The sequence below is a fragment of the Paenibacillus soyae genome, assembly GCF_024623455.1.
GTDB lineage: Bacteria > Bacillota > Bacilli > Paenibacillales > Paenibacillaceae > Pristimantibacillus > Pristimantibacillus soyae.
Genome location: NZ_JANIPJ010000007.1, coordinates 268,208 through 282,305 on the forward strand (window position 1 = coordinate 268,208; position 14,098 = coordinate 282,305).

Genomic DNA, 14,098 nt, shown 5'->3' on the forward strand with positions numbered 1-14,098 from the left:
ATGTCTCGAAAAGTGGAAGTAACGGACGCTTGGCTGAAACGCATCATCGACCAGGTGCAAGGGCTCGCCTACGGCGTCGTGCAAATAACGGTGCATGACGGCCAAATCGTGCAGATCGACCGGACGGAGCGCAGCCGATTCGATGCGGCTAAGGCGCCTTCGACAGGCGCGAAGCGCAAATGACAGGGCCGGCGGAAGAGAGGTTAACCGCCGACGTGCTCGTTATCGGAGGCGGACCAGCCGGCGCTTGGGCCGCGTGGAGCGCTGCCTCCCACGGCGCGCGCACCGTGCTGGCCGACAAGGGCTATCTCGGAACGAGCGGCGCGACGGCTCCGGGCGGGACGGGGTTCCTCTATGTGGAGCCCGACCGGGAGAAGCGGGAGAAGGCGGTTGCCGAGCGGCTGAAGTCCGGAGGCTTCCTCTCGGAATCGCCTTGGATTTATCGCTTGATGGAGCAGGCCTACCTGAACATTCAGCTGGTGGAGAAATGGGGCTATCGATTCCCGCTCGACGAGAACGGCAATCTCTATAAATCGCATATGCAAGGTCCCGAATACATGGAGTTGATGCGCAGAGTCGTGCGCAAAGCCGGCGTCACGATTCTGGATCAGCATCCGGCGCTCGAGCTGCTTGTCGACGAACATGGCGTCGGCGGAGCAAGAGGCGTGAACCGTCTGACCGGGGGTTCATGGGAAGTGCGGGCGAACGCCGTCGTCATCGCGACGGGCGGCTGCGCCTTCCTGAGCAAAGGCCTAGGCTGCAACGTGCAGACGGGAGACGGTCAACTAATGGCGTCCGAACTAGGCGTCGAGATGTCCGGCATGGAGTTCAGCCGCCAATACGCGACGACCGCCGCGTTCAGCACGATCACGCGCAATCGCGTGCTGGGCTTTGCTTCGTTCTATGACGGTGAGGGCAATCTCATTCACGAAGGCGGTCCAAGAGAGGATCATTTTTTCGCGAAGCACTTGGCCCAAGGACCCGTCTACGCGAAGCTGACCCACGGCAATACGCCGGAGAAGCAGGCCATCATCCGGGCGTCGACGCCGCTCTGGTTCGTGCCCTTCGACCGTGCGGGCATCGATCCGTTCACGCAGAGCTTCCCGATTCAGATGCGTTACGAAGGGACGATCCGGGGGACGGGCGGAATCCGGCTGACCGGGGATTATTGCCAGACCTCCGTGCAGGGGCTGTTCGCGGCGGGCGATGCCGCTTCGAGGGAGAAGACGGCCGGAGCCAAGTCGGGAGGCGGCGCGTACAACGCGTCCTGGGCGATCGCCTCCGGGACCTGGTCGGGGAAGGGGGCTGCCGAACACGCGCTGGCGCAAGGGAAAGACGCCTCGCACCGCAACGTCAAGCCGGCGGGTCGGCACGGACTTGCGCATACGGCCGATTCCACCGCTCCGATTCCCGTCAGGGAGGTCGTGAAGGCGGTACAAGACGAAATGTTCCCGCTGCGGATTAATTACTTCCGCAGCGAGCCGGTTCTGGCCGGAGCGCTGGAACGGCTTGACCGGCAGTGGCCGCTTGTGCAGGGCGCGGTCGGTCCGTCGGCGACGGGGCGCGTGCAGGCGAGGGAAGCGGCCGCCATGGTCGCGAACGCCAGATGGATGTATACGGCCGCTTTGATCCGGAAGGAAACGAGAGGCATGCATACGATGGCTGAATATCCGGAGCTGGACGATTCGATGAACCGCAGGCTTCTACTCTCCGGCATTGAGAGGATTGCGCACCGCTGGGAGAGCGTGCCGTCGGGCGGCCAGACGGTTCCTCCAGTCACGGTAAAGGAGGGGCTGACGGTATGATCGAGCTTGTAAGCGAGGAGCGGTGCGTCACGTGCGGGCTCTGCGTCAAGGTTTGCCCGACGAACGTATTCGACGCGGACGATGCGGGACTGCCCGTCATCGCCCGCCAGGAGGACTGTCAAACCTGCTTTATGTGCGAGGCTTATTGCCCCGTGGACGCGCTGTTCGTGGCGCATCACGCGGACGAGAAAGTGGAGGTAACGGAGCAAGACTTGGTGGACCGCTCGATGCTCGGCAGCTGGAGAGCGATAATCGGCTTCGGCAGCAACGGCAAGGTTTCGATGGCGGCCAGCGACACGACTCCGATCCTGCGAAGCGTCAGGCCGGGAGCGGGCGGCAGAGGGGAAGCGCAACGACAACGGAATACGACCGTTTGAGCGGAGGAGATGGGGATTTCATCGTCGGATGAAAGCCTGTCTCCTTTTTTGTTTTCATAAAACCTATTATTCTGATAAGAAAAGGTGGAAATTCGATGAAGAAAACGAGTATAGCGCTTATTGCGGCGGCCATGCTGCTATTGGCCGGATGCGCGCAATCCGGCGGTTCGGGAAGCGCGGATCAAGCCGGGCAGCCGGAGACTGACGCCAAGGCCACGGAGACGGCGGAGTCCGCTTCCCCGAGTCCCGACGCTAAGGAACAAATCGAGCTGACGATATTCAAATACGGAGGCGTCACGCTGACGCAGACCGAGGTCGAGGCGTATTTCGCCCCCGTGGAGGCGAAGTTCCCCCATATTCAGATCAAGCTGCTCGACATCCCGGAGGGGGATCCGATCGAGCCGCTGCTGACGGCAGGCACGATTCCGGATCTGATCTTCGGCGGGAGCTACGGCGAGCTGAAGGAGAAGGATCTGCTGGCCGATCTGGCTCCGCTTAAGGAGAAATACGGCTACGACGAAAGCCGTCTGAAGCCGGAAGTCGTCAGCGCGATTAACCAGTCGTCCGAGGGCAATCAGTTCCCGTTCTCCGTCAACTTGCCGGTGCTGTACGTGAACAAAGATATTTTCGACCGGTTTGGCGTTCCTTACATTAACGAAGTGAAGACGTGGGACGAAATTATCGATATTGCCAAGCAGCTGACGCGTACCGAGGACGGAGTGAATTACATCGGCATCGATCTGTCGCCGACGAAACTGGGCAGCAGCCTCTCTCTAGACATTATCGATCCTGCGACCGGGCAAGCCGCGATTACGAACGCCGAGTGGACCAAGGTATTCCAGACGATTAAGAAGCTATACGACATACCGGGCTTCGTACAGGGCGACGATTACCGGCACGACGACAAGGACGACGTGTTCTACGTCGACCAGAACCTCGCCATGTATACCCACAATCTGGCGCAATTGGTCGGGCCCCTGGAGGAGCTGCGGCGGCAGGGCGTAACGCTGAACTGGGATTTCGCCCCGCATCCGAACTTCGAAGAGGCGCTCGGCACGAGCCTCGAAATCAACGTGCATCGGTTCGGCATCACGAAGGGCGGCGCGCATCAGGAGGAAGCTTACCAGGTGCTGAACTATCTGCTGTCGGATGAAGTGCAGCGATTGGTCAGCCGGAACGGCCGCGTCTCGGTGCTGAACAACCCGGAGCTGGAGAAGGAATTCGGCGCGGACGTCGAGGTGCTGAAGGGCAAAACGATTGAAAACATCTTCAAGGCGACGCCGCGCAACCTGAACGCGGAGAACCCTTACGAGCGGAAGATTACCTCTTACATCGGCGAAGCGGCCGAGGCTGTCGCAATCGGCGGAGCCGACGTCAACACGGCGCTGCGCGAAGCGGCGGAGAAGATCGATAAGGATTTGGAGACGTTGAAGAACACCAAATAGGATCACAGGCAGTAAATGAAACAAGAAGAGCTTGCCCCCGCCGTGACGGCGAGGAGCAAGCTCTTCTATTAGGCGGATGAACCCGGAACCTTGTCGTAACGGACGGCAATCTCATCGATGCCGCTCAGCGTGATACGGTGCAGCTGGTTCGGATCCTGCTCCGGATATTCCGCGAGCGCGTGCATCGCCCTCGTCTCCTTGCGTTCCAGCGAAGCCGTATGCATCCATCGGGCGGTGGCGGCCATGGCCGCGATCTCGCGCGATCGGACTCGCTGTTGGATGCCTCCGCGTTCGCTAAAGCTTCCGGCAATCGGCCATAACGCGTTCAGCCGCGCGAGCGAGCCTTGAAGGGAAGGGACGTTGCGGAAGTAGTTGATCTTGAGCGAAACTTCCTGCTGCACGGCCGCTACGAGCTCCTTCTGGCTAGGGCGGGAGCTGTCGGAAGCAGGCGCGCCGACGGCTACGGAGCCGCTCGTCTCGCCAGCCTGAAGGCCGTACCGGCCGGCAGGCCGCAAGTCGCGCGATCCGGCATTCCGGCTCTGTGCCAGCGCGTAAGCGGCCGCGGCCTCTCCCGACCATGTCCCGGAGCAGATCGCCCAAGAAGCGTTGAAGGCGCCGCCGCCGGACATGCCGCCCATCAGCCGCTCCCGCGAAGCGGCGTCGCCCGCGGCGTACAAGCCGGCGACGGTCGTGGAGCAGTCCTCCGAGACGAGGCGGATGCCTCCGGTTCCGCGCACCGTTCCTTCGGCCCGAAGCGTCAAAGGGAACTTCTGCGTGAACGGATCGATGCCGGTCCGGTCGTAAGGCAAGAAGAATACGGCATGCGAGCTTCTCAAAATCGCTTGCTTCTCCGGGGTGTCCGCCTTGTTCAGCATGGCATATACGGTCCGTCCTTCGCTTACGGCTCTATGAAGAATTTGTCCGCGGTTGCCGTCGCTATTCAGCACGTTGCCTTCTTCGTCGTAATAGGTCGCCCATCCCAGCAGCCGGCCCCTGGTGATGGTGCCGAAAGCGGCGCTCGGCGCGTACGCGCGGCTGAACTCCATGCCGGAGAGCTCGGCTCCGAGCTCGGAGGCCATGAGCAGCCCGTCTCCCGTCAGCACGTTGCAGCCGAGGCCCTTGCTCAGGAAGGCGCAGCCGCCGGTTGCCAGCACGACGGCGTTCGCGCGGACCTCCCATTCCTTGTTGTCGAGCCGGGACACGCCTCTGGCCCCGCCGACCCCATGCTCGTCGACGAGCAGCTCGAGCGACGGGTGATGGTCGAGCACCTTCACGCCGGCCTTCAGCACGACCTTGCGCATCAGATTCATGTATTCCAGTCCTTGCAGATGACCGCGCTGGGGGACGCCTTCCTCGTCCCGGACGAACGGATACCCCCATTTCTCGATGCGTTCGAGATTAATATACACTTGATCGAGCACGCGGTAGGTCCAAGATGGCTCCGACAGGAAACCGCCGCCCTTGAAGCGCTGCTCGACTGCTTGATCCCGAAGCTTCTGGTCGGGCGGCAGATACAGCAGATTGGTTCCGCCGGGAGCGGTCGCGCCGCTCGTGCCGAGATAACCTTTGTCGACGAGCGCGACGTTCGCTCCATTCGAAGCGGCGCTCCAAGCCGCCCAGGCGGCGGCGGGGCCGCCGCCGATCACGAGCACGTCCGCCGTGAGCTTTACATCGATTTCTCCCATCGTCGTCGCTCCTCCTTTACTCCGGTTTCGTGACCTTTAACGTCTCCAGGTCTTTGCGGATGGCGTCTTCCGCCGCGCGGATGGCCGTGTTCACATCGGTACCCTTCAGCGCGATATCGGAGAACGCCTGCGCCAGATGCTTGGAGATGTCGTTCTCCCAGCGATGCTGGTTCAGGACCGGCGGCGTCGTTTTGAAAATATTTTCGATCTTCTTGCCTTTCAGCACCTCGATGTCGGCGCCGAACTCCTGCTCGAGCTCCGGCTTGTCGATGGCCGGCACGCGTCCGTTGCGCGCGACGATGCGCTGAACGTCGTCGGACAGGATGTTCGCGAGCACCTGGAAGGCCTCGTCCGGATGCTTGCTCACGCTGGAGATGGAGACGGAGTGGACGTTGGCCGCTTTGCCCTGGCCGATATTGTCCGCGAAGTTCGGAATCGGGGCCAAATCCCAGTTGAGCGGTTTGCCCCCGGCGCGCAGCTCTTCTAGCGGACCGATCAGATTGGCCAGAAGGGTAGGGCGAATCGCGAGATTCTGATCTACGATAAAGGAGTCCCGGCTGTATTCGAATTGCTCACCCTGCACGTAGCCGGGAATTTGGACGCTCTTCTCGTACGTTTCGAACACGCGTCGCCATTGCTCGGATTGCAGAGTCGGCTCGCCGGTCTCCGGGTCAAGGGCGAAGATGCCGTAGCTGCCCTGCAGCGTCGCCGGGCCGTTGTTCAGATCGGTGCCGATATACTGGACGCCGCCGTCGCTGCGCGTCAGCTTCTGGGCGATGGCCAGCAGTTCGTCCCACGTGATCTGTTCGTCCGGGGGATACGGCACGCTGAATTTATCGAAAATGTCCTTGTTATAGAACAAGGCGGCAACGTTGGATGAGAACGGAAGCGTGAAGATTTCTCCGTTCTTGGAGAAGTTCAGCACCGAATCCAGCAGAACGGGCTTCAGCCGCTTCGTATCGAAGCCGTGCTTCGCGATCAGCGGCGTCAAATCCGCCAGTGCCTCCAGCTCCTGGAAGGCATAATAGGAGCCGCTCGTCTGATAAATGATGTCCGGCGGCTCACCCGAGGTAAGCACCTCGGCGGGCGTGACGCCCTCGGCCGGCACGACTTTCTCTAGCGTAATATGAGGAAACTTGTTTTTGGTCGGCTCGGCGAAGAACAGCTGGAATTCGGTATCGGTAAGCGTGCCGCCGCCGACGCAGAACCTCAGGGTAATCGGCTCAGGGCTAGCGCTTGGTTCAGCTTGCGTGCTGCTCTCCGGCGATGCGGACGGGGCGGCGGACGGATCCGAGCCGGAGCTTTGGCCTCCGTTGTTCGATGCCGCGCAGCCGAATAACAGCAGGCTTAGCAGAATGATGCTTGTGAATGTCGTCCATCGGTTTCTCATGGATAAACCCCTTTCGTTTGAAGTGCGTTCATTTCCGGTTATTCGCCCGGGCTATCGCGCCGCACTGCCGGGTCTGGGCGGAAGAATGCGATTAATGAATTCCGTCGTGTCGACGGAAGCGAGCTTGGTGCGGCCCGGTCCCCAACCGACCGTCGCCCTCCAGCTTCCCAGCAGCCCGTTCGCGATCAGGCTTTCTTCTTCGACGTCCACCGCGACATCGGCGTAGGGCGATACGTACAGCGCGTCGGCCGGGCAATGCGCTTCGCAGACGAAGCAGGTTTGGCAGTCCTCCTGGCGTGCGATGAAAGGCAAGCCTTCCGCATCCGCGTCGAACACGTGGGTCGGGCACACCTTCACGCAGATCCCGCACCGGATGCACCGGTCGTCGCTTACGAGCTCAATCATGTCGTTAACCTCCTTCTGAATGACTCATCCGGTCATGCGCCACATCGCGAAAACAAAAAAAGATGCTCCACGACAGTGGGCATCTCCGCTCATACGGTTGATTGGTTAGGAAACGATATAATTTCCATAAGTTTACTCGGATATAAAACGATCATACCGCCACTTGGGTGTTTGGTCAACCATAAAAACAAGATTGACAACAAAGGAAAAGACTGTTAGCCTACGAATATAACCAAGTAACCTCATTGGAATACACAGAATGTGAGGAGGAATGAGCTTGTCCCTTATTCGAGAATGGGTTTCGTACGGCGGCAACAACCGGTTTACCGGTTATGCCGCGAGGCTGCAAGGATTGAGGGAGACCGCGCCGGCCGTCATCGTGCTGCAGGAAATATGGGGGGTGGACGCGCATATCCGCAGCGTCGCCGACCGCTTCGCGGCCGCCGGTTACATCGCGTTCGCCCCCGACTTGTTCGCGGACGGAGGAACGCGCCCGGAAGCTTTGTCCCCCGATCGGATCGATCTGGCCAAGTCGTTCCTGAACACTTTGCCATCCGCTTCGTGGCGGAACGCCGGCGCGAGGCAGGTGGCGCTGACCGAGCTTCCTCCCGATGAGGCCAGACGAATCGAGGAGACGCTGAGCCGGGTGCTGAATCTGTCGGGTTGGCGGGAGACGTTCAACGAAAAGACGGCCGCAGCCGCTTCGTTCCTGCGCGGCGAGCATGCTCCAACTCTCGGCCAAGGCGTTGCCGCCGTCGGTTTCTGCTTGGGAGGAGCACTGGCCGCCGAGCTTGCGGCGCATGACCAGGAGCTTAAGGGCGCCGTGCTGTTCTACGGAGGTTTCCCTTCCGACGAGAACGCCGCTCTTATTCAGGCGCCGCTGCTCGGGTTTTACGGCGAGAGGGACGAGAGGATCACGGGCGCCGTGCCGGCGTTCGCCGAGCTTGCGAAGAAGCAAGGCAAGCGGTACGAGTACCATGTTTATCCGGGAGCCGGGCATGCTTTCTTTAACGATTCGAGGCCGAGCTATCATGCGCCTTCCGCGAGGGACGCTTACGCGCGTACGCTGGGCTTCCTGAACCTGACGCTTAAAGGCTAAAGTACAGGTCGACTTTTTAAACGAATACGATATTGACCGTTCAAACGGAGGTTGCCTTGGCATCAAGGATAGACTTCTGTTTTTTATTTTATCGATAAGGAGTGTTGCGGATTATGTCGGAACAAACGTTAAGATCGGAATCGTTTGAAATCCCCCTCAGCGGGGGGCTGAAAGTAAGAGGCCGCGTGAAGACGCAGGAGAATGGCGTTCGCAAGCCGGTCGTCGTCGTGGCTCACGGCTTCCGGGGATTCCAGGACTGGGGCTTCTGGCCGGACGTGACGGAGCGGTTCGCCGAAGCGGGTCTGTACGCGGTCAGCTTCGACTTCTCCCGCATCGCGGCATCCGAGGAAGGACTGAACGACGCTCGCGTAGCCGAAGCCAGTACCCTGTCTCAGGACGTGCTGGACCTGGGGGCCGTTGTCAGGCAGCTCTGGCAAGGCCAGCTGCCGCTGGGACAGGAGGCCGATCCGGCGAGAATCGCCTTGCTTGGACACAGCCGGTCCGGCGGCAGCAGCATTGTGTTCGCCAACGAAAATCCGGAGCTGGTCGGGGCGGTTATCGTATGGAACGGCGGCCCCGGACCGGTCAAGGCATCCACGGACTCGGATTTGACGAAGGTCCAGCTGGCCGTGGCGCTTGATTACGAATCGAATCCCGAGCGCTTCGACATTACTTCGCGATTCAGCGGGCTCCGCCAGCCGGCTTTGATCGTCCAGGGAGACCGCGACAGCGAGCGGCTGCTCGAATTCGTCGACAAGCTGAAGGAGATCGCGCCTCATCAGAGCTACGTTTCGATTCAAGGCGCCGACCATACCTTCGGGATCGCCCATCCGTACGAGGGCTCGAACGAAAGGCTTGACGCGGCTTTCGAAGAGACGGTCGCGTTCCTGAAGAGAACGTATCCTTTGAAATAACGGAAGAAGGAGGCTATCCGCAGGGTCCGTTGGGACCTCGGCGGATGCCTCCTTTTTTTGTCGGGTATACGGAGCCATTCGTTTATTTGTTATCCGCCGCTTTCAGCCTCGCGACCTCCGCGTTGATGTTCTCCTCAAGCGACCTTAGCGCCGTATTGACGTCCACGCCGTCCAGCGCAAGCGATTTGTACGCCTCCGTCACGTATTTCGCAACCTGCGGCTCGTATTCATGCGGGCTGTGAAGCTGCACGCCCCGCGCCTTGAACACGTTCTCGATCTTCTTGCCTTGGAGGTCGGGCACATCGGCTCCGAACTGCTTCTCGATCTCCTCGTTCGCGATCGACGGCAGCCGGCCGTTGCGGGACAGAATCGTCTGCACCTCGTCGGACAGAATGTTCGCGAGCACCTGGAACGCTTCGTCCTTATGCTTGCTCTGGGCCGAAATATAGAGCGAGTGGATGTTGACCTCCTTGCTGATGCCGAGCGCGTCCGGGAAGTTAGGGACGGGAGCGATATCCCAGTTGATCGGATCGCCCGCCTGCCTCAGCTCCTCCAGCGTGCCGACCATGTTCGCGATATAGCTCGGTCGCATAGCGAGCACGCGGTCTTTGATGAACGAGTCTTTGTTGTACAAATACGTGTCCCCCTGCACCGTACCTGGCACCTCAAACACCTTCTTCTGGAACTCGAGCACTCGGGCCCACTCCGGCGTGTTCACGATTGCTTCTCCCGTCTCGGGATCGAGCGTGCCGAGCGCCAAGCTGCTCTGGAGATGGGAAGGACCGGATGCCACCTCGAGTCCGATATATTGCGTGCCGTTGTCGTTCCTCGTGAGCTGTCTGCCGAGCTCGAGCGCTTCGTCCCATGTCATCTGCTCGTCTGGAGGATACGGAACGCCGAACTTGTCGAAGATGTCTTTGTTGTAATAGAGGATCGTGTCGTTGTCGTTGAACGGAAGGGCATGCAGGCTGTCGCCGCTGTCGCTGAAGTCGGTGATCGATTTCAGAATATGAGGCTTGATGCGGCTCACGTCGAAATCGTATTTGTCGATCAGCTCGTCGAGCGGATACAGGATATCGAGATCCTCGAGCACGTAGTACGTGTTTACGCTGGCGTAAATGATATCCGGCACTTGTCCGGCGACGATCAGCTCCGGCAGCCCGGTTCCGTCTGGCGGCACGATCCTCTCGAGCGTGATATGCGGGAATTTCTTTTTGGTCGGTTCCTCGACCATCAGCCTGAACTCCGTGTCGGACAGGTTAATGCCGTTGACGAAGAACGTAAGCGTAAGCGGCTCCGGCTGATCCGCGGCGCCTGTCTCGCCCGGCTCGGCGGAGGCGTCGCCCCCGCTGGAGGAGTCGCCGCCCGAACCCGCGCAGCCGGCGATGATCCAGGCAAGCACGAGGAGGAGGAGCATGTTTTTTATTAATAAGGATTTCATGGGAATACACTCCTTTTTCTGTCGTCTAGGAAAGGAAAAGGCGCGCTTCCGAAACTGAAGCGCGCCTCCGATGATACGGTGGGTATCGGTATGGTCAATTATTGCCTGCCAGCATGAGCGGATGCTTCGTTATGGGCGTGCGTCCGGGTCCCCAGCCGATCTTCTCGCGGTAGCTGCCGATCAAGCCGCGGCTTTCCAGATCGTCCTCCGCCGCAATAACGCTCGCTTCGGCGTCCGGGGCGACGTACAGCGCGTCGACCGGGCAGTACAGCTCGCACATGAAGCAAGTCTGGCAGTCGTCTTGGCGGGCGATGACGGGAATGTTGCCGTCAACCCGGTCGAAGACGTTGGTCGGGCACACGGAAACGCAGAGATTACACTGAATGCATTTGGATTCGCTGACGATTTCGATCAAACAAGAACGACCTCCTCCGCTACCTTTGCCGTTCGAACCTTGATGTCGTCCAGACCGCTGCTGATTAGGCGGAAGCGCTGGCCGGCATCGAGCGCCGGATAATCGACGCGCTTGTGCATGCCGCGCGTCTCCGTCCGCCGTTTGGCCGAATGGTACATCCAGCGCGTGGTTGCCGTCATCGCGGCGCTCTCCCGCGCTTTATAGGCCTGGCCGTCCCGCGCGACCGGTGTTTCGCGGATATCCTTCCAAAGCGCGTCGAGTCGGTTCAACGAGTCGTCCAGCACGCTTTCCGTCCGGAACAGGTTGCGGTCGTACGGATGCGTCACGTCTTTGATCTCTTGCACGCGCTCCGCGGTTTTGGCCGCGTGGGAAGCGGCGCCCCGGTCAACGAGCGGGGTGGACGAAAGGCCGCGCAGGTTACGATTCGTAGCATTGACCCCTAGGGCAAGAGCGTATTCCGCCGCTCCCCTGCCGGAGAACGATCCGGAGGACATGGCCCACGCCGCGTTATGGCTGCCGCCACCCGTAAAGCCTCCGCAGATCAGCTCCCTCGTCGCCGCGTCGCCCGCCGCGTAGAGACCGGGGACGATCGTGGCGCAGTTCTCGTCGACGATATGGATGCCGCCGGTGCCGCGCACGGTCCCTTCGAGGCGCAGAGTGACCGGGAACAAGTCCTTGAACGGATCGATGCCGTGCCGGTCGAACGGGAGGAAGAAGTTCGTCTGTCCGACCCGCAGCCTCGGAATGATGTCCTCCGGCGCCTGATCGAGCCTCGCGTAGACCTGCCTGCCCTGCAGCAGGTTGCGGGCGATGACGGAGCGGCCTCGCTGCGAGCCGGCGCCTTCCACGATGGTTCCGTCCTCGTAGTAGAACGAGGCATAGCGGTAGTAGGCCGTTTTCGTAACGGAAGAGAAGGAGGGGGAGATCGCGTACGCGTTCGAAAATTCCATGCCCGACATTTCCGCGCCGGCTTCGGCCGCGAGAAGGTAGCCGTCGCCCGTCAGCACGTTGCAGCCGAGCGCCTTGCTGAGAAACGCGCAGCCGCCCGTCGCGATGACGACCGCGCCTGCTCTTACTTCCCATGGCTCGCCCGATTGCGTTCGGACTCCTCGCGCTCCTCCTACGCCATGATCGTCCGCGAGGAGCTCGAGAGCGGGGCTGTGGTCGAGAATTTTCACCTTGGCCTTCAGCGCGAGCTTCCGCATCAGCTTCATGTATTCGGGCCCTTGCAGCCCGCGAACCACTTGCTTGCCCGTCTCGTCGACCGGGAACGGATATCCCCAATCGGCCAAATTATGCATTCTCTCGAACGCTTTATCCAGCACGCGGTTCATCCACGAATCCTCGGCGAGGCGTCCTCCCATCTCATAACGGCTCATCTTGGCTTCGTAGCGCAGCTGCGCGTCCGGCTGCACATACCATACTCCGGTGCCCGACGGCGCGGTCGCGCCGCTGGAGCCGCAGAAGCCCTTGTCCGCCAGCACGACCCTTGCGCCTTCGTTCGCGGCGGATAATGCCGCCCATACGCCGGAGGGGCCCCCGCCGATTACCAACACGTCGGCTTCCAAGCTCACGGCTGCTTGCGACTGCTCAATCCCCATTCATTCATCCTCCCTTTCGCCATAACAAAAATAAGCCAGCCTGAAACGGCCGCGAACGCGACGGCTTCCAGCTGACTGGTCAATTCGACTCACACTATTCATAGCGGTGTTGTCGGATATGTGGCAATAGCGTAGCACGCCCTCCGAAAGGCTGTCAATAGATCATGCCCGGCAAAAAAAGATGGAAAAATTGTATTGTGCGATTCGCCATGCTGTGCTATATTGGTTAAAAGCAAGCAAATCACTTGGATTAATAGGAATTGCGTTAATCAACCGTACAAACGGAGATGCGCTTTCGGTCCTCATTCGGCCGGAAGCGCATTTTTATTTCAACCAGACAGGGGGACGTAGGATGGCACGCATCGTAAACAACATTACGGATTTGATAGGGGATACGCCTCTGGTCCGGCTAAACAAGATTGTGCCGGAGGGCAGCGCCGAAATTTATTTGAAGCTGGAATTTTTTAATCCCGGCAGCAGCGTGAAGGACCGAATCGCCATCAGCATCATCGAGGAAGCGGAGCGCGAAGGGAAATTGAAGCCCGGCGCGACGATCGTCGAGGCGACGAGCGGCAATACGGGCATCGGCATCGCGCTGGTCGCGGCCGCAAGGGGATACCGGGCGATATTGGTCATGCCGGAGACGATGAGCCTCGAGCGGCGAAACCTGCTGCGGGCTTACGGAGCGGAGCTTGTCCTGACGCCGGGAAGCGAGGGCATGAAAGGCGCGATTCGCGTCGCCAAAGAACTGCTCGACAAAAACCCGGACTACTTCCCGGCGCAGCAGTTCGATAACCCGGCCAACGTGAAAATCCATCGCGAGACGACGGGGCCGGAAATCATCGAGGCCATCGATTCGCTGGACGGCCGCCTGGACGGATTCGTCGCGGGCATCGGAACCGGCGGCACGATTACCGGGGCGGGAGAGGTGCTGCGCGGACGGTATCCGGATATTCATATCGCGGCCGTAGAACCGGCGGCATCGCCGGTATTGTCGGGCGGCAGCCCGAGTCCGCACAAAATACAAGGCATCGGCGCAGGCTTCGTGCCGTCTATTCTGGATACCGGCATTTACAACGAGGTCATCCAGGTAACGAACGAGCAGGCTTTCGAGACGGCCCGTCTGGCTGCAAGAACCGAGGGCATTCTCGGCGGGATCTCGTCGGGCGCGGCGATATATGCGGCTCTACGCCTCGCGGAGAAGCTGGGAGCGGGCAAACGCGTCGTGGCCGTCATCCCGAGCAACGGCGAACGGTATTTGTCGACGGTTCTGTACGCGGAGGAACAGCAGGCCTAGGCTGCCGCGTCAGGGGATCTATTAATCCCACTTGACAGGTAGGAATAACGTGTTATTATCCGAATAGAATCATATAGCGAAGTGATCGACTGGACGCCCAGAGACATTTCCCTCTCCTGCAGGAGCTTGGAAATGTCTCTTTTTTGCATGCGCGAAGCGCGGCGGACAAGGAATAAGCATCATGAACCATCCACATATAGGTATGGCAATCCTATTATTTCGAG

At 60.3% G+C, this 14,098-nt stretch carries 13 protein-coding genes; 7 read left to right on the plus strand and 6 right to left on the minus strand.

Features of this window, described 5'->3' with window-relative positions:
* The 4 genes from NQZ67_RS12385 to NQZ67_RS12400 all read left to right on the plus strand — a co-directional run bounded on the left by NQZ67_RS12385 (position 1) and on the right by NQZ67_RS12400 (position 3,627).
* Positions 1-183, plus strand: coding sequence for a YezD family protein (locus NQZ67_RS12385; RefSeq protein ID WP_257445859.1), 183 nt, complete (start codon positions 1-3; stop codon positions 181-183).
* A complete protein-coding gene (locus tag NQZ67_RS12390; protein ID WP_257445862.1) occupies positions 180-1,805 on the plus strand; it encodes an FAD-dependent oxidoreductase in 1,626 nt (541 codons plus the stop codon). The genes NQZ67_RS12385 and NQZ67_RS12390 overlap by 4 nt, the downstream gene beginning before the upstream one ends.
* Complete coding sequence (locus NQZ67_RS12395; protein ID WP_257445865.1) at positions 1,802-2,182, plus strand: 4Fe-4S dicluster domain-containing protein; 381 nt, start codon at positions 1,802-1,804, stop codon at positions 2,180-2,182. The genes NQZ67_RS12390 and NQZ67_RS12395 overlap by 4 nt, the downstream gene beginning before the upstream one ends.
* Positions 2,183-2,277: 95 nt before the next feature.
* Positions 2,278-3,627: an extracellular solute-binding protein gene (locus tag NQZ67_RS12400; RefSeq protein WP_257445868.1), complete on the plus strand. Its 1,350-nt coding sequence runs from the start codon at positions 2,278-2,280 to the stop codon at positions 3,625-3,627.
* A 68-nt stretch (positions 3,628-3,695) separates the two neighbouring features.
* Here the strand turns inward: NQZ67_RS12400 and NQZ67_RS12405 are convergent, their stop codons facing one another.
* From NQZ67_RS12405 to NQZ67_RS12415, 3 genes are read right to left on the minus strand one after another with little or no spacing between them, the layout of a single operon-like run.
* A complete protein-coding gene (locus tag NQZ67_RS12405) occupies positions 3,696-5,312 on the minus strand; it encodes an FAD-dependent oxidoreductase (RefSeq protein WP_257445870.1) in 1,617 nt (538 codons plus the stop codon).
* Between the two features lie 16 nt (positions 5,313-5,328).
* Positions 5,329-6,702: an ABC transporter substrate-binding protein gene (locus NQZ67_RS12410; RefSeq protein ID WP_257445874.1), complete on the minus strand. Its 1,374-nt coding sequence runs from the start codon at positions 6,700-6,702 to the stop codon at positions 5,329-5,331.
* A 51-nt stretch (positions 6,703-6,753) separates the two neighbouring features.
* Entirely contained in the window at positions 6,754-7,107 is a 354-nt protein-coding gene (locus NQZ67_RS12415; RefSeq protein ID WP_257445876.1) for a 4Fe-4S dicluster domain-containing protein, read from the minus strand.
* Positions 7,108-7,378: 271 nt separating this feature from the next.
* Between NQZ67_RS12415 and NQZ67_RS12420 the strand changes: the two genes are divergently transcribed.
* A complete protein-coding gene (locus tag NQZ67_RS12420) occupies positions 7,379-8,206 on the plus strand; it encodes a dienelactone hydrolase family protein (protein ID WP_257445878.1) in 828 nt (275 codons plus the stop codon).
* Between the two features lie 113 nt (positions 8,207-8,319).
* Entirely contained in the window at positions 8,320-9,120 is an 801-nt protein-coding gene (locus NQZ67_RS12425) for an alpha/beta hydrolase family protein (protein ID WP_257445879.1), read from the plus strand.
* A gap of 82 nt (positions 9,121-9,202) precedes the next feature.
* Here NQZ67_RS12425 and NQZ67_RS12430 read toward each other — a convergent pair whose 3' ends face one another.
* From NQZ67_RS12430 to NQZ67_RS12440, 3 genes are all read right to left on the minus strand, one after another.
* On the minus strand, positions 9,203-10,561 hold the full coding sequence (locus NQZ67_RS12430; protein ID WP_257445880.1) for an ABC transporter substrate-binding protein: 1,359 nt from the start codon (positions 10,559-10,561) through the stop codon (positions 9,203-9,205).
* 94 nt (positions 10,562-10,655) lie between these two features.
* The gene (locus NQZ67_RS12435; RefSeq protein ID WP_257445881.1) at positions 10,656-10,976 is read right to left on the minus strand and encodes a 4Fe-4S dicluster domain-containing protein; all 321 of its coding nucleotides are present in this window, start codon (positions 10,974-10,976) and stop codon (positions 10,656-10,658) included.
* Positions 10,973-12,577, minus strand: coding sequence for an FAD-dependent oxidoreductase (locus NQZ67_RS12440; protein ID WP_257445883.1), 1,605 nt, complete (start codon positions 12,575-12,577; stop codon positions 10,973-10,975). The genes NQZ67_RS12435 and NQZ67_RS12440 overlap by 4 nt, the downstream gene beginning before the upstream one ends.
* 352 nt (positions 12,578-12,929) lie before the next feature.
* On the opposite strand from NQZ67_RS12440, the gene cysK reads away from it, so the two are divergent.
* A complete protein-coding gene (gene cysK / locus NQZ67_RS12445) occupies positions 12,930-13,874 on the plus strand; it encodes a cysteine synthase A (RefSeq protein WP_257445885.1) in 945 nt (314 codons plus the stop codon).
* The last annotated feature ends 224 nt before the right edge of the window (positions 13,875-14,098 follow it).